This window comes from Kitasatospora griseola (assembly GCF_014648555.1).
Classification (GTDB): Bacteria; Actinomycetota; Actinomycetes; order Streptomycetales; family Streptomycetaceae; genus Kitasatospora; species Kitasatospora griseola.
In genome coordinates, this window is the sequence record NZ_BMRI01000042.1 from 46,471 (window position 1) to 59,871 (window position 13,401).

A 13,401-nucleotide genomic window follows, 5' to 3' on the forward strand; every position below is an offset into this window, starting at 1 on the left:
CGACAATCAGGCGACCACTGTTTTCGGATTTCCGATTTTCTGTCGATACTCGGTCAACTTTGGCCCGCCGCACGGGTGATCACCGACGATCCCGCCAACCCGCGGAAATCCCCGGCCATTTACGGGCACGGCGAAACAGGCGGCCCGCACCGGTACGACATTCGGACCAGTTTGCAGGGAGACCACCCGCGCCCGGCATTACTTGCGGTAGGTCCGGGCCGCCGCCGACCCTGGACACCACAAGCTACCGGCGATTAACTTGACTGCGCGACCAGCCGCCGCCGAAGGGAGCGCACCGTGCGCCGCACCGTCTACAACGAGGACCACGAGGCGTTCCGGGAGACCATCCGGGACTTCATCGCGAACGAGGTCGTCCCGGCCTACGAGAGCTGGGAGGAGGCCGGCCACCCGCCGCGGGACTTCTACCGCAAGCTGGGCGAGCTCGGCGTCTACGGCATCGAGGTCCCCGAGGAGTACGGCGGCGCGGGCGAGACCGGCTTCAAGTACCAGGCGGTGATCTACGAGGAGACCGCCCGCGCGGGCGTCACCTTCGGCTCCTCCGGCGTGCACACCGGCCTGGTGCTGCCGTACCTGATGGAGTACGCCACCGAGGAGCAGAAGCGGCGCTGGCTGCCGGGCTTCGTCTCGGGCGACATCATGACCGCGATCGCGATGACCGAGCCGGGCGCGGGCTCCGACCTGGCCGGCATCGCCACCACCGCGAAACTGTCCGCCGACGGCACCCACTACGTGCTCAACGGCGCCAAGACCTTCATCACCGGCGGCGTGCTGGCCGACCTGGTCCTGGTGGTCTGCCGCACCGCCCCGCACGACCCGGCGGACCGCCGGGCCGGCCTGTCCATCCTGTGCGTGGACACCGCCTCGGAGGGCTACGCGGTCGGCCGCAAGCTGCAGAAGATCGGCCTGCGCACCTCGGACACCGCCGAGCTGTCCTTCACCGACGTGAAGGTCCCGGTGGAGAACCTGCTCGGCGAGGAGGGGAAGGCGTTCTCCTACCTGACCCACAACCTGGTGCAGGAGCGCCTGGCGATCGCGGTCGGCGCGTACGCCTCGGCGGCCGCCGCGGTGCAGTTCGCGGTGCAGTACGTCAAGGACCGCAAGGTGTTCGGCAAGGCCGTCGCCGAGTTCCAGAACACCAAGTTCTCGCTGGCCGACTGCCAGGCCCAGGTGCTCGCCCAGCAGGCCATGGTCGACCAGGCGCTGGAGCTGTACCAGAACGGCGAGCTGACGGTGGCGGACGCCGCCGCAGCCAAGCTGTTCTGCACCGAGTCGGCCTCCGAGGTGATCGACAAGTGCCTCCAGCTGCACGGCGGTTACGGCTACATCCTGGAGTACCCGATCGCCCGCCTCTACACCGACAACCGGGTGTTCCGGATCTACGGCGGCACCAGCGAGGTCATGCGCACCATCATCGCCAAGTCGCTCGGCCTGTAGGCGCACCCACGCACGTCGCGGAGGCGGGCGCCCGGACCGGGCGCCCGCCTCCGTCGTCGTCCGCGATCAGTTCGCGCTGCTGCGCCAGGCCTCCAGTCCGGCCGCCGACGCGGCCTTCGCCTGGTGCATGGTGCGCTGCGCGAGCGCGGCCGGGTGGGTCTCCAGCTGCTGGAACCAGCCCCGGCCCGCGTTCGCCAGGGCGACGCAGACCAGGGCCGTCCCGGTCAGTCCGACGACGGCGCCGAGCCCGGTGAGGGCCACGCCGACGGTGAGCATGCCGCGGTTCACCTGGAAACCGCCGATGAATTTCTGATTGGTCGCCATGGGTCCACCATCGGGCCGCGCCCCGGGCCCCGCACGCCGAACGGACCCCGCGTTGACCCCTGCGCGTGGCCCAGCGCGCGACACCCCGGAAGCCTGCCTAGGGTCGGGCCCGGGGGCCGCGGGGAGAGACGGAGGAGAACGCGATGACCGAGCAGCCGGCCCGGATCGACCTGAACGCGCTGGCCGAGGAGCACGCCGCCAAGGCCGCCGCCAGCCCGCACGGCCGCAGCGCACACCTGCTGCTGCACGACGGCGTGCTGCGGCAGACCGTGATCGCGCTGCGCGCCGGGGCGGCGCTGGACGAGCACAACGCCCCGGTCGCGGCCAGCCTGCAGGTGCTGCGCGGCCGGGTCGCGCTGACCGTGGCCGGCCGGCAGCAGGACGCGTCGGCGGGCGAGCTGCACTCCGTCCCGCAGGAGCGGCACGGCCTGCTCGCCCACACCGACGCGGTGGTGCTGCTCACCGCCGTCACCGCCTGACCGGCCCTCAGGGCCGGCCGAGCACCTCGCCGGACACCAGCGACATCGCCCGCAGGTAGTCCTCGCCGCCGGGCACCCCGTCCGGGTCGATCAGCCAGTGCGCGGCCTGGCCGAGCAGCAGCGACTGGTAGAACACGCCCTTGGCGAGCTCGTCGGGGGTGTCCTCGTGCTCGGCCTTCCCCTGGAACAGGGCGGCCAGGCCGAGCCGGCCCAGCTTCTGCGCCTCGGCCAGCTGCTCGCGCAGCTTCGGCAGGCTCTCCAGCTGCCCGAGGATCTCGAACTGCACCGTCCACAGCCCCCGGTGCGTGCCGAAGCTGTCCCGCATGGCGTCCCAGGAGCGGACGAACCGCTCCTTCGGGTCGGCGATGTCCGCCGAGGAGGCCAGCGCCGTGCCGACTGCGGCGCCCCACTCCCCCATCGCCTCCACCAGCGCCTGGATCAGCAGCGCGTCCTTGGAGCCGTAGTGGTAGCCGATCGCGGCCAGGCTGACGCCCGCCCCGCTGGCGATGTCCCGGGCGGTGGTGCGCCCGTAGCCCTTCTCGTACAGGCAGTGCTTGGCGCTGGCCAGCAGGTCCTCGCGATTTCCCATGCGCCGATGCTACGGCAGTCCAAGACGGTTGTCTTGCTCGAATGTCTGGAACACTTGATTGAGACGTTTGTACTAGACAGTCGTGCAAGACGTCCGTACAGTCCTCGCCATGACCACCGACCACGGCCGCGCCGGCCGACGCGAATGGCTGGGCCTCGCCCTCCTCCTGCTGCCGACCCTCGTCCTCGCCACGGACATGGGCGTGCTGTTCTTCGCCGTCCCGTTCATCGCCACCGACCTGCGGCCCAGCGGCACCCAGCAGCTGTGGATCATGGACATGTACTCGTTCCTGCTGGCCGGGCTGCTGATCCCGATGGGCGCGCTGGGCGACCGGATCGGCCGGCGCCGACTGCTGATCGGCGGCACGGCCGCCTTCGCCGCGGCTTCGCTGGTGGCCGCCTGGGCGGACGGGGCGAACCAGCTGATCGCCGCCCGGGCCCTGCTGGGCGTCGCCGGAGCGGTCTTCGGGCCCTCCACCCTGGCCCTGGTGCGCAACATGTTCCCCGACCCCAAGCAGCGGCAGACCGCGATCGGCGCGTGGAGCGGCGTCATGATGGCCGGCGCCACCCTCGGACCGGTGATCGGCGGCGTGCTGCTGGAGCACTTCTGGTGGGGCTCGGCCTTCCTGATCGCCGTCCCCGTGATGCTGCTGGTGATGGCCGCCGCGCCGGTCCTGCTGCCCGAGTACCGCGCCCCGCAGCAGGGCCGCTTCGACCTGCTCGGCGCCGCCCTGTCCGTCGCCGCCGTGCTGCCCGTGGTCTACGGCATCAAGACCCTCGCGGTGGACGGCTGGAGCACCCGCCCCGTGCTGGTCCTGGTCGCCGGGCTGCTGGTCGGCACCGGCCTCGCCGTCCGGCTGCGCACCGCCGCGCACCCGCTGATCGACCTGTCGCTGTTCCGGATCCGCACCTACAGCGGAGCGATCACCGTCAACACCATCGCGATGTTCGCCATGATGGGCTTCACCCTCTTCACCTCGCAGTACCTGCAGCTGGTCAAGGGCTACGGGCCGCTCGCCGCCTCGCTCTGGGCGCTGCTGCCCAGCGTCGGCGTCGGCGCGGCGGTCGGCGGGTTCGGCGCGCTGGCCGGCCGGGTGCGGCCCGCGGTCCTGCTCACCGCCGGGTTCCTGGCCAGTGCCGCCGGCTTCGCCGCGATGGCCTTCGTCGTCCCCGACTCCTCGCTGGCCCTGCCGCTCACCGCCGCCGGGATCATCGCCGCCGGCGCGGTCGGCACCGTCTCCATCACCGGCGAGATGGTGCTCTCCGCCGCCCCCGCCGAACGGGCCGGCGCCGCCGGGGCCACCTCCGAGACCGCCCAGGAACTCGGCAGCTCGCTCGGCATCGCGGTGCTCGGCGCGGCCGGCGCCGCGGTGTACCGGTCCCGGATGGACGGCTCCGCCCCCGACGCCGCCCGCGACACCCTCGGCGGGGCCGTCACCACCGCGGCCCACCTGCCCGCCGACCCCGCCGAGCAGCTGCTCTCCACCGCCCGCGACGCCTTCACCGCCGGAATGCACCTGGCCGCGATCGTCGGAGTCGTGGTGATGCTCGGCGCCGCCCTTGCCGCCCACCTGCTGATGCGCCACCTGCGCCCCGTACAGCAGCCCGCCGGAAAGAACTCCCAGGTGGTACAGACCACATGACTCGTATCACCTGCATTTCGGCCGCTGTTTGCCGACGGGTGTATACGTTCGCCGACAAGGCCAGGCATACTGGCCGAGTCGGGCTTCCCGCCCGGCCCAGACGTCACAGCGAGAACTTCCACGAAAGGACCGGTGGTCAGGGATGTTCCGTAACGGTCTTGAGCCCTGGCACATCGCCATCATGGTGGTGGTGCTGGTCCTGCTGTTCGGCTCGAAGAAGCTGCCCGAGATGGCCCGCGGCCTCGGCAAGTCGATGCGCATCCTGAAGGCCGAGACCAAGGCCCTGCGCGAGGACGACGCCCCCGCCGCCGAGGCGCAGAACGGCACCGCCGCCTCGCAGGCCGAGCAGCCCCGTCAGGCCGTCGAGCCGACCGTGGTCACCAAGGCCACCGAGACGCCGAAGTCGACCACGGCCTGACACCCCGTCGGCCCCCGGGCCGTCGTCGCAGGTCTTCCGGAGCCCCGGACCGCCCCGTCGCGGTCCGGGGCTCCGTCGTCGCACCCGAGTGGCTGGCCGCCCGGTCCTGGTATCTGCTGGTAGTCACCTGACGGCGGATCACCTGGACGGTAACGATGACGGCGGAATCCCCGGACGACCGCGAAGTCGAGGCGCTGCGCGCCCGGGTCGCCGACCTGGAGTCCCAGGAGCCGGCCCGCCGGCGCCACCGGGTCCGGTCGTTCTTCGCCGCCGTGCTGATCGTGCTGGCCTCGGTGCTCACCCCGTTGGCCGTGGTCGCCTCCTGGAGCCGGGCGCAGGTCACCGACACCGGCCGGTTCGTGTCGACGATGGCGCCGCTGGCGTCCGACCCGGCCGTGCAGGGCGCGGTCGCCAACCGGGCAACGGACGCGATCATGCAGCAGCTGCCGATCTCCGACCTGCTGAACGAGGTCGCCCCGACCGACCGGCCGGCCCTGAACGCGGCGCTGGGCAAGATCGGGCCGGCGCTGACCGACGGGCTGAGCGGCTTCGTCCACAGCCAGGTGCTGAACGTCGTCCAGTCGGACGCGTTCGCGGGCATTTGGGAGGGCATCCTGCGCAGTGCGCACGCCGCGTTCACCAACGTGCTGACCGGGCAGGGCGGCGGCGCGGTGCAGGTCAAGGGCGACACCGTCAGCCTGGACCTGGCGCCGGTGATCGCCCAGGTGAAGGACCGGCTGGTGGCCAACGGGGTGGGGCTGGCGGCGAAGATCCCCGAGGTGCACACCGACTTCGTCCTGGTGCAGTCGGACGCGGTGAAGAAGGCGCAGACGGGGCTGCGGCTGCTCGACCTGGCCGGGTTCTGGGTGCCGGTGCTGGCGGTGCTCTGCGCCGTGGGCGGCATCCTGCTGGCCGTGCGCCACCGCCGGGCCACCGTCACCACGGCGCTCGCGATGGCCGTCGCGGCGGGCCTGCTGGGCATCGGGCTGACCGTGTTCCGGGCGCTCTACCTGGACAAGCTGCCCGCCGACGTCGACCAGGCCGCCGCGGCGGCGATCTACGACACCCTGGTGCGCTACCTGCGGGCGGCGGTCCGGATGCTGCTGGCGCTGGGCATCGTGATCGCGCTGGCCGTCTGGCTTACTGGGTCCGGTCGGCGGGCCGGCTGGGTGCGGCAGCTGTGGCAGGCGGGCCTGGGCGCGGTCCGGCGGGCCGCCGAACGGATCGGGCTGCGGCTGGGCCCGGTTGGCCGCTTCGTGCACCGGCGGAAGGCCTGGCTGGGCTGGGGCGCGGTGGTGGTGGCCGCGATCGTGCTGCTCACCTGGGGCTACCCGACGGCGGTGGTGGTGCTCTGGATCGCGGTGGTGCTGCTGGCCGTCCTCGCGGTGCTGGAGTTCCTCGACACCCCGCCCGCCGAGCCGCCGGGAATCGCCGACGGACCGTCGGACGCCTCCGGTGACGGGAAGGCCGACCCGGCATGAAGGAACTGGCCCGGATGTACCTCGCCCTGCTGGGCGGGCCGGTGCTGCTGCTGACGGCCTACTTCGTGGTGCCGCTGGACTGGTTCGGGCCGCACCACCCGCTGGTCAGCTGGCTGACCTTCATCGCCCTCCTCACGCTGGTCGGGGCGGGCCTGCTGCGCGAGGCCCGGCGACAGATGCTGGGCCACCCGGGGCGGCCCGTCCCGGTGATCCTGACGCTGCTGTCCGGGGCGCTGGTGGTGTTCTCCGCGGCGTACCTGGGGATGGCCAAGCAGCCGGGCGAACTGGTCGGCCTGACCACCAAGGTCGACGCGCTGTACTTCACGGTGATCACCATGGCGACCGTCGGCTACGGCGACATCCATCCGTCCGGACAGGTGGCCCGGGTCGTGGTGATGATCCAAGTGCTGTACACCGTGGTGTTCCTGACCACGGGTGTGACGGCGCTGGGCCGCCAGGTGCGGACCCGGACGATCAGCCGGGCCCGCGGCGGGGGCTAGTCCCGCTGGGCCTGTGCGTGCACGGCGGCGAGCGCGGCGTTCAGGCGGTTGGTCCAGTTGCCCAGCGTGGGAGGGTCGACGGCCTTGCGCTTCTGGAGGTCGCGGAGCAGCCGCTGGGCGTCCTTGAGGGCGCCCTCGGCGTCGTCGGCGCGGTGGTCGTTGACGTCCTGGGTGGCCTGGTCGAGGAGGCCGGTCAGGGCGTCCTGGCGGTCGCCCTCGCGGGCGAAGGCGGTCTGGGCGATGTCGGCGCGCAGTTGGGCGAGCTGGGCGACCACGGTGGTCTTGGGGGTGGCGGACGGCTTCGGCGAGGAGCTGGGCCGGGCCGAGGCGCTGGGGGACGGCGAGGCGGCGGGGGCGCTGCCGCTGCTCGCGACGGACGGCGCACCGGATGCCGGCTGGGCGTTCGTGGCGGGGTCGTTGCCGCCGCCGCTGAGCGAGAACGCGGCGATGCCGGCCACGCAGGCGAACACCGCGGCGCCGACGCCCGCGTACACCAGCGGGTTGCGCCCGCGCCGGGGCGCGGGCGCGGGCTCCTCGTCCTGCCGGCGGACGGGCATCGGCATCGGCGGGAGCACCGAGGTGCGGTGCTGCTCGGTCCAGGGCGGCTGCTGCGGGGGCGGGGGCGGGGGCGGCATGGTCGCGGGGACGGGCGGCAGCACCTGGGTGGCGGCGGCGAGCAGCGCGGCAGTGCGGTCGGCGGGGGCGGCCGGGACGGCGGCGAGCAGTTCGGCGGCGGCGGCGTTCGCGTCGGCGGGGCGCTCGGCGGCGTGCTTGGCGAGCAGGCGCATGATCGCGGCGTCCAGCGCGGGCGGCACGTCCGGGCGGACGGCGGCAGGCGGCACCGGGTACTCGGTGACGTGCTTGAAGGCGATCGCGACGGGGGTGTCGGCGGTGAACGGCGGTGCGCCGGTGAGCATTTCGAACAGCACGCAGCCGACGGCGTACAGGTCGGCGCGGGCGTCGACCTCCCCGGCGGTGGCCTGTTCCGGGGAGAGGTAGGCGGCGGTGCCGACCACCGAGGCGGCCTGGGTGAGCTGCTGGCCGGAGGAGGAGCCGACCCGGGCGATGCCGAAGTCCACCACCTTCACCCCGCCGTCGTGGGTGATCATGATGTTGCCGGGCTTGATGTCGCGGTGCACCAGGCCCTGGGCGTGCGCGGCGGACAGCGCGTCCAGGACGGCGGCGGCGATGCCGACGGCGCGCTCCACCGGCAGGGTGCCCTGGTCGGCGATCAGCCGGCCCAGGGCGTCGCCGTGCACCAGCTCCATCACCAGGTACGGGGAGCCCTGGTCGAGGCCGGAGTCGAAGACCGTGACGATCCGCGGGTGCGACAGCAGGGCGGCCAGCCGGGCCTCGCGGGCGAACCGCTCGGCGAACCGGGGGTCGTCGGCGAGGCCGCCGTTGAGCACCTTCACCGCGACGGGGCGGCCCAGCTGGTGGTCGAGGGCCCGGTAGACGGTGGCCATTCCGCCGACGCCGAGTATCTCGCCGAGCTCGTAACGCCCGTTCATCGCGCGTCCGATCATCGGATACTCCCCTCACCTCGGTCGGGCACCCGTGAACCATAGCGGGCGCGGCACCGGCCCCCTACGGTCGCTGCACCAGCAGGGCGGCGAGCAGGGCGGCCAGCGCCGCGGACAGCAGGGCGCGGACGGTCCCCGGCGAGCCGTGCCGGGCCCGTCGGGCGGCGCGTTCGACGCGCGGCGAGGTACGCGGGAAGCTCATCGCCAGCTCGCCTGGCGGTGCGTCAGGTCGGTCACCGGGGACTCCAGAGGTCTTCGGGCAGGACGCCGGGGTGGGCCCCGGACGGACGGTGGACCCGGGGGAGTTCAGCCGTCCGTCCGGAGCGGTTCCGGACGGCCGCGGACCCGGGGGAGTCCATGGGCCGACCGGAGCGGTGTCCGGACGGGCAGGGCCCGGGGGAGCCGTGCGCCCGTCCGGAGGTCGGTCCGGGCCGGCCGGCGGGCACAGGGGAACCCGTCGGCCGTCCCGGAGTCGGGGCCGGTCGGGCGGTGGACCCGGGGGGAGTGCCCACCGCCCGACCGGAGTCGGTGTCAGTCCTGGTCGTCGCCCCCGCCCCTGGACTGCTGGTTGCCGCGCCCCGGCCGCCCCGGCCAGGACGCCGACGGCGAGGCGCTGCCGGACGCGGACGGCCCGGCCTGCGGACGGCTCCGGCCGTCGCCGTCGCCGTTCTGGCCGCCGCTCTGGGCGTCGCCGCGGGTGAGCTGCGCGCAGTACCCGGTCACCCGTTCCGGGGCGCCGGCCGCCCGCAGCAGGTCGGCCAGCGCCGAGTCGGCGGCGGCCTCCTTCGGCTTGACGCCGGCCGAGACCCGCGCCGCGAAGCCGCGGCACAGCGCGGCCAGGTCGGGCGGCTGCCCGGGCTGGGTGGACGCCGGGTCGGAGGGCCGGACGGACGCCCCGCCCGGACGGGTGGCGGCGGTGGACGGCTTCGCGGTGCGGCTCGGCGAGGCGGCGCCCGGCGCGGGTGCGTCGGGCGTGCCCGAGGGCGACGCGGGCGCGGCCTTGACGGCCGGCGGGGCCGGGGCCGGACCGCCCAGGACCTCGGGCAGCCGGCCCGTCCCGGCGGCGACGGCGACCCCGCCGACGGCGGTCACGCCCAGCGCGACGGCCATGGCCTTCGCGCTGAGGGCCCGCGCGAGCGCGGTGTCCGCCATCTTTCGTCTCCGGTGCTGACTGGGGGCCGGCTGGCGACGAGCCTGCCGGAACGCGGCCATCGCTCCCTCTTCACCGGGCAGCGGGCCGTCGCCTGCCGGCCCGGCCGCCGCGGCAGCGGCGAGCAGGGCGGCGAGCTCGGGCCGCCCCGGCGCGGGCCGCTGCCCGGCGGAGGGGTCCTGACCGGCCACCGGGTCGACCGTCGCACCGCGGAGCAGCTGCTCCGCGGTGGTGCGATCGATCCGGCGGGATCGGTTGGTGCTCATCTCATATCCCTCAGCGTCGGCACCTGCGCCGGTGTCACACCTTGCGCGGAAGTTTTTTTCCCGGCCGCCCGGCCGGGTACCCCGGCGGCCGCTCCCCCGGTCTGGTCAAGGGTCCTGGCGAGCCGCCGCAGCCCCCGGTGCGCGGCCATCCGGACGCTGCCGGCCCGCTTGCCCAGCACCTTCGCGGCGCTCTCCGCGTCCAGCCCGAGCACCACCCGCAGCAGCACCGCCTCGGCCTGGTCGGGCGGCAGCGAGGCGATCAGCGCCAGCGCGTCGGAGGTCGCGACGGTGGCCATCGCCTGGCCCGCGGTGTCCTCGACGGCGGCCAGCTCGGCCAGGTACTCCACCGGCAGGTCGGCGACCGGGCGGCGGCGCACCCGGCGCAGGTGGTCCATCGCCCGGTTGCGGGCGACGGTCACGGCCCAGCCGCGGAAGCCGTCCGCGTCGCCGCGGAAGCCCGGCAGGTCGCGGGCGATCTGCAGCCACGCCTCGGACGCGATGTCCTCGGCGTCCTCGGCCTTGCCGCCGACCAGCACCCGCAGGTAGCGCAGCAGCCCGGGCTGGACGGCCCGGAACAGGACCCGGAACGCCTCCTCGTCACCGTCCTGGGCGGCCCGGACGGCCGCGGCGAGATCGGCCCGTCGGCCCACCGGGCGGTCCGGTGCGTCCGGACGGCCGCGCCGGGTGCCGTCGTCCGCCCCGTGATGTTCAGCACTGTGCACCCGCCACATGATGCGCCATCCGGGTGCCCCGGCCCAGCCGCGGGGCGTGGCACGGGCGGTGACGGAGCGGTGGCGGCCCCGTGTGGGGCCGGGTGCCGCCGGGTGCGCGGGCGGTGCAGGCCGACGGGCCGTCAGCTTCGGGACCAAGGACCCGGACCGGACCGACCTTCGTCCCGTCGAGCGCTGTCGTTCGCCCACGGTCGCGCCCCACCCTCAGGCCATATCGTGCAAAAGAGGGACATTCCGTCCCGATCCGGAGCGCGGCGGCCGCCCGCCCGCCGCCGCACCGCCACGAAAGACACCGGGAGACGCCATGAGCACCGCCCAGGAGCTGTACACGACGGGAATCCGCGAGCACTTCGCGCCCGCCCTGCGCGCCCTCGGCTTCCAGGGCTGGCGGCACTCGTTCTCGCTGCCCGACGACGACCGGTGGGCGGTGCTCGGCGTCCAGGCGGTGCACACGGACGGGCGGGTGCGCTACACCGTCAACCTGTCCGTCACCGACAAGGCCGCGTGGGACCGGCGGAGCATCCGCCCGGATGCCAACACCCGTACCGGCCTTGAGCGTTGGCACGCCCCGATCGGCGAGGTGATGCCGGTCGGCGGCGAGGTCTGGTGGGAGGTCGCGCCCGGCCCGCGCTGGCTGGTCGCCGTCGAGGACTCGGTGGCCGCCGTCCGCGGCTACGCGCTGCCCGAACTGCGCCGCCGGCTGCGCCCCGACGACCGCGGGCCCTACCTGCTCCCCGCCGCCCTCGACGGCGTCAACAACGCCCTCGCGATCGCCGGCGTCGCCCGTATCCAGCGCGCCGAACTCGCCGACGGCGTGCTTGAGTTGCACGGCGCGTGGAGCCGCCACGACCCGGCCGCCCAGCAGGTCCTGGCCGGCGCCGCCCGCGGCTTCCTGTCCGCTCGCGACCGGCGCTTCGGGCTGGTCCGGGTGCTCGACACCCTCGGCCGCCCGCTCTGGGAGTTCCCCGCCGGGAACCACGGCGGAGCGGACTGAGTCCCAGTCAGTACCGGCACAGCAACGCGCCGGCACTGAGCAGCACCTCCGGGGGGAAGCACATGACGGGGACCGCCACCGCGTCCGGCACAGCACTGTCGCACGAGCAGCGGCAGCTCGACTGGGACGGCTGCCTGAACGTCCGCGACCTGGGCGGCCTGCCCACTCGCGACGGCCTGCGCACCCGCACCGGCGCGATCGTCCGCGCCGACAACCTCGACCGGCTCACCGCCGAAGGCCAGAACGCCCTGCTCCACTACGGCGTGCGGACCGTCATCGACCTGCGCGACCAGGTCGAGTACCGGCCGCTGCTGCCCACCCCCGACACCGTCGACCTGGTCCGCGTCCCGTTGGACGCGCTGGCCGGCCCCGACTGGTGGGCCCGTTTCGGCGCCCTCGACGGGACCCCGCTGTCCTTCCGCCCCTACCTCGACCACTGCCGCGACGCCGTCTCCCGCCTGGTCGCCGCCGTCGCCCACGCCCGGGACGGCGCGATCGTCGTGCACTGCGGCGCCGGCCGCGACCGCACCGGCCTGGCCGCGCTCGTCCTGCTCGCCCTCGCCGAGGTCGAACCCGCCGCGATCACCGAGGACTACCTGCAGTCCGCGCCGAACCTGCGCCCGCTGTGGACCCTCCTCGACCGCCCCGACGAGGAAGCCGGCATCTCTCGCGTCCTCGCCGACGCCGGCACCACCGCCGAGGGCGCGCTGCATGCGGTGCTCGCCGAATTCGACGCCCCGCAGTGGCTGCCCGCCGCAGAGGTCGCCGCCGTCCGGGCCCGGCTGCTCCTAGCGAACTGACGGTCCGTTAAATGGTTCGCGCCCCCCGCCGGGCGCGAACCATACTGCGCCGCATGGTGGATTTCGCCCTGTTCGACACCCGCGGCTACCCGACCGTCGACGTCCGCACCGGCTACGCCGGCTGGGTCGACAGCTACGAGCAGACCGTCCAGGACGCGATGGACGTCGACGTCCTCGCCCGACTCACCGTCCCCGTCTGGCCCGACGCCCGCACCGCCGTCGATCTCGGCTGCGGCACCGGCCGCACCGGTGCCTGGCTGCGCGACCGCGGCGTCGGCGCGATCGACGGCGTCGACCTCACCCCCGAGATGCTGCACCGCGCCCGCGAACGCGGCGCCCACCGCAGCCTCACCGAGGCCGACCTCGCCGCCACCGGGCTGCCCACCGCCGCGTACGACCTCGCCGCCTGCTCCCTCGTCGACGAGCACCTCGCCGACCTCGCCCCGCTCTACCGCGAGGCCCACCGCCTGGTCCGGCCCGGCGGCCTCCTCGTCCTGGTCGGCCTCCACCCCGCCTTCATCATGTCCGCCGGCATGCCCACCCACTACGACGGCCCCGACGGCCCCGTCGCCATCACCACCCACGTCCACCTGGTCGGCGACCACCTCACCGCCGGCCTCGCCGCGAACTGGCAACTCGCCGAAATGCGCGAACAGACCGTCGGCGACGAATGGATCGCCCTCAAGCCCAAGTGGTCCCGCCACCGCGGCCAACCGGTCTCGGCGGCGTACGTCTGGCGCAAGGTTTAGGGGGCGCGAAACGCAGGTGGGCGCGAAAACAGGGGCGTCTTCCCGCCCACCTGCTCGGGTCAGAAGCCGGAGTTCGGCGCCGTCACCACCCGCGCCCGCCCGTCCGCCCGCGCAGCGAGTCCCGCTTCGAGGCGGAGTGCCCGGGCCGGTCCGAGCAGGGCCAGCGCCTCGGGGACGGTCGCCCACCGGTACGCGTCGAGCTCGCCCTCCGGCAGGACGATCGGGGTGTCGGCCGGGAAGACGCCCAGGTCGAACAGGAAATGGCAGGCCGGATGGCCGAGTTCGCCGCTGGGGTGGGTC

General features: G+C 74.2%; 16 protein-coding genes. 9 read left to right on the top strand and 7 right to left on the bottom strand.

Going from position 1 to position 13,401, the window contains the following annotated elements:
• The first annotated feature begins 297 nt into the window (after window positions 1-297).
• Window positions 298-1,455 (top strand): acyl-CoA dehydrogenase family protein, encoded by a 1,158-nt coding sequence (locus IEZ12_RS32850; RefSeq protein WP_043914961.1) that lies wholly within the window; start codon window positions 298-300, stop codon window positions 1,453-1,455.
• Window positions 1,456-1,521: 66 nt separating this feature from the next.
• On the opposite strand, the gene IEZ12_RS32855 is transcribed toward IEZ12_RS32850, so the two are convergent.
• Window positions 1,522-1,779: a hypothetical protein gene (locus tag IEZ12_RS32855; protein WP_100588249.1), complete on the bottom strand. Its 258-nt coding sequence runs from the start codon at window positions 1,777-1,779 to the stop codon at window positions 1,522-1,524.
• Between the two features lie 143 nt (window positions 1,780-1,922).
• Here IEZ12_RS32855 and IEZ12_RS32860 point away from each other — a divergent pair, with 143 nt between their 5' ends.
• A complete protein-coding gene (locus IEZ12_RS32860) occupies window positions 1,923-2,258 on the top strand; it encodes a cupin domain-containing protein (RefSeq protein ID WP_189277379.1) in 336 nt (111 codons plus the stop codon).
• A gap of 7 nt (window positions 2,259-2,265) precedes the next feature.
• Here the strand turns inward: IEZ12_RS32860 and IEZ12_RS32865 are convergent, their stop codons facing one another.
• Window positions 2,266-2,847 (bottom strand): TetR/AcrR family transcriptional regulator, encoded by a 582-nt coding sequence (locus IEZ12_RS32865; protein ID WP_189277381.1) that lies wholly within the window; start codon window positions 2,845-2,847, stop codon window positions 2,266-2,268.
• Window positions 2,848-2,956: 109 nt separating this feature from the next.
• On the opposite strand from IEZ12_RS32865, the gene IEZ12_RS32870 reads away from it, so the two are divergent.
• From IEZ12_RS32870 to IEZ12_RS32885, 4 genes are all read left to right on the top strand, one after another.
• On the top strand, window positions 2,957-4,489 hold the full coding sequence (locus IEZ12_RS32870) for an MFS transporter (protein WP_189277383.1): 1,533 nt from the start codon (window positions 2,957-2,959) through the stop codon (window positions 4,487-4,489).
• Window positions 4,490-4,631: 142 nt separating this feature from the next.
• Window positions 4,632-4,907, top strand: a complete 276-nt coding sequence (tatA, locus tag IEZ12_RS32875) for a Sec-independent protein translocase subunit TatA (protein WP_043914968.1) — start codon at window positions 4,632-4,634, stop codon at window positions 4,905-4,907.
• Window positions 4,908-5,062: 155 nt separating this feature from the next.
• Window positions 5,063-6,388, top strand: coding sequence for a hypothetical protein (locus tag IEZ12_RS32880; RefSeq protein ID WP_189277385.1), 1,326 nt, complete (start codon window positions 5,063-5,065; stop codon window positions 6,386-6,388).
• Window positions 6,385-6,888, top strand: coding sequence for a potassium channel family protein (locus IEZ12_RS32885; protein ID WP_229848460.1), 504 nt, complete (start codon window positions 6,385-6,387; stop codon window positions 6,886-6,888). Before IEZ12_RS32880 ends, IEZ12_RS32885 begins: the two co-directional genes overlap by 4 nt.
• On the opposite strand, the gene IEZ12_RS40245 is transcribed toward IEZ12_RS32885, so the two are convergent.
• The 4 genes from IEZ12_RS40245 to IEZ12_RS32905 form a co-directional block, all read right to left on the bottom strand.
• Entirely contained in the window at window positions 6,885-8,414 is a 1,530-nt protein-coding gene (locus IEZ12_RS40245; protein WP_189277387.1) for a protein kinase domain-containing protein, read from the bottom strand. The two genes, IEZ12_RS32885 and IEZ12_RS40245, sit on opposite strands and share 4 nt — an antisense overlap.
• Before the next feature lie 61 nt (window positions 8,415-8,475).
• Window positions 8,476-8,613: a hypothetical protein gene (locus IEZ12_RS32895; protein ID WP_157815700.1), complete on the bottom strand. Its 138-nt coding sequence runs from the start codon at window positions 8,611-8,613 to the stop codon at window positions 8,476-8,478.
• A 329-nt stretch (window positions 8,614-8,942) separates the two neighbouring features.
• On the bottom strand, window positions 8,943-9,827 hold the full coding sequence (locus tag IEZ12_RS32900; RefSeq protein ID WP_189277388.1) for a hypothetical protein: 885 nt from the start codon (window positions 9,825-9,827) through the stop codon (window positions 8,943-8,945).
• Window positions 9,824-10,558, bottom strand: coding sequence for an RNA polymerase sigma factor (locus IEZ12_RS32905; RefSeq protein ID WP_189277390.1), 735 nt, complete (start codon window positions 10,556-10,558; stop codon window positions 9,824-9,826). Before IEZ12_RS32905 ends, IEZ12_RS32900 begins: the two co-directional genes overlap by 4 nt.
• A gap of 304 nt (window positions 10,559-10,862) precedes the next feature.
• Between IEZ12_RS32905 and IEZ12_RS32910 the strand changes: the two genes are divergently transcribed.
• The 3 genes from IEZ12_RS32910 to IEZ12_RS32920 all read left to right on the top strand — a co-directional run bounded on the left by IEZ12_RS32910 (window position 10,863) and on the right by IEZ12_RS32920 (window position 13,101).
• Complete coding sequence (locus IEZ12_RS32910) at window positions 10,863-11,552, top strand: DUF4304 domain-containing protein (protein ID WP_189277392.1); 690 nt, start codon at window positions 10,863-10,865, stop codon at window positions 11,550-11,552.
• A 62-nt stretch (window positions 11,553-11,614) separates the two neighbouring features.
• Complete coding sequence (locus IEZ12_RS32915) at window positions 11,615-12,352, top strand: tyrosine-protein phosphatase (protein ID WP_189277394.1); 738 nt, start codon at window positions 11,615-11,617, stop codon at window positions 12,350-12,352.
• A gap of 53 nt (window positions 12,353-12,405) precedes the next feature.
• Complete coding sequence (locus tag IEZ12_RS32920; protein WP_189277396.1) at window positions 12,406-13,101, top strand: class I SAM-dependent DNA methyltransferase; 696 nt, start codon at window positions 12,406-12,408, stop codon at window positions 13,099-13,101.
• 59 nt (window positions 13,102-13,160) lie between these two features.
• Here IEZ12_RS32920 and IEZ12_RS32925 read toward each other — a convergent pair.
• Window positions 13,161-13,401, bottom strand: a 241-nt coding sequence (locus IEZ12_RS32925) for an NUDIX hydrolase (protein WP_505744229.1), incomplete at its 5' end; no start/stop codon positions are given.

What these genes read in the sequence shown, in the direction of transcription:
- IEZ12_RS32855 (WP_100588249.1), bottom strand. Translation starts at nt 1,779, where the DNA reads ATGGCGACCAATCAGAAATTCATCGGCGGTTTCCAGGTGAACCGCGGC.
- IEZ12_RS32860 (WP_189277379.1), top strand. Translation starts at nt 1,923, where the DNA reads ATGACCGAGCAGCCGGCCCGGATCGACCTGAACGCGCTGGCCGAGGAG.
- IEZ12_RS32865 (WP_189277381.1), bottom strand. Translation starts at nt 2,847, where the DNA reads ATGGGAAATCGCGAGGACCTGCTGGCCAGCGCCAAGCACTGCCTGTAC.
- IEZ12_RS32870 (WP_189277383.1), top strand. Translation starts at nt 2,957, where the DNA reads ATGACCACCGACCACGGCCGCGCCGGCCGACGCGAATGGCTGGGCCTC.
- tatA (WP_043914968.1), top strand. Translation starts at nt 4,632, where the DNA reads ATGTTCCGTAACGGTCTTGAGCCCTGGCACATCGCCATCATGGTGGTG.
- IEZ12_RS32880 (WP_189277385.1), top strand. Translation starts at nt 5,063, where the DNA reads ATGACGGCGGAATCCCCGGACGACCGCGAAGTCGAGGCGCTGCGCGCC.
- IEZ12_RS32885 (WP_229848460.1), top strand. Translation starts at nt 6,385, where the DNA reads ATGAAGGAACTGGCCCGGATGTACCTCGCCCTGCTGGGCGGGCCGGTG.
- IEZ12_RS40245 (WP_189277387.1), bottom strand. Translation starts at nt 8,414, where the DNA reads ATGATCGGACGCGCGATGAACGGGCGTTACGAGCTCGGCGAGATACTC.
- IEZ12_RS32895 (WP_157815700.1), bottom strand. Translation starts at nt 8,613, where the DNA reads ATGAGCTTCCCGCGTACCTCGCCGCGCGTCGAACGCGCCGCCCGACGG.
- IEZ12_RS32900 (WP_189277388.1), bottom strand. Translation starts at nt 9,827, where the DNA reads ATGAGCACCAACCGATCCCGCCGGATCGATCGCACCACCGCGGAGCAG.
- IEZ12_RS32905 (WP_189277390.1), bottom strand. Translation starts at nt 10,558, where the DNA reads ATGTGGCGGGTGCACAGTGCTGAACATCACGGGGCGGACGACGGCACC.
- IEZ12_RS32910 (WP_189277392.1), top strand. Translation starts at nt 10,863, where the DNA reads ATGAGCACCGCCCAGGAGCTGTACACGACGGGAATCCGCGAGCACTTC.
- IEZ12_RS32915 (WP_189277394.1), top strand. Translation starts at nt 11,615, where the DNA reads ATGACGGGGACCGCCACCGCGTCCGGCACAGCACTGTCGCACGAGCAG.
- IEZ12_RS32920 (WP_189277396.1), top strand. Translation starts at nt 12,406, where the DNA reads ATGGTGGATTTCGCCCTGTTCGACACCCGCGGCTACCCGACCGTCGAC.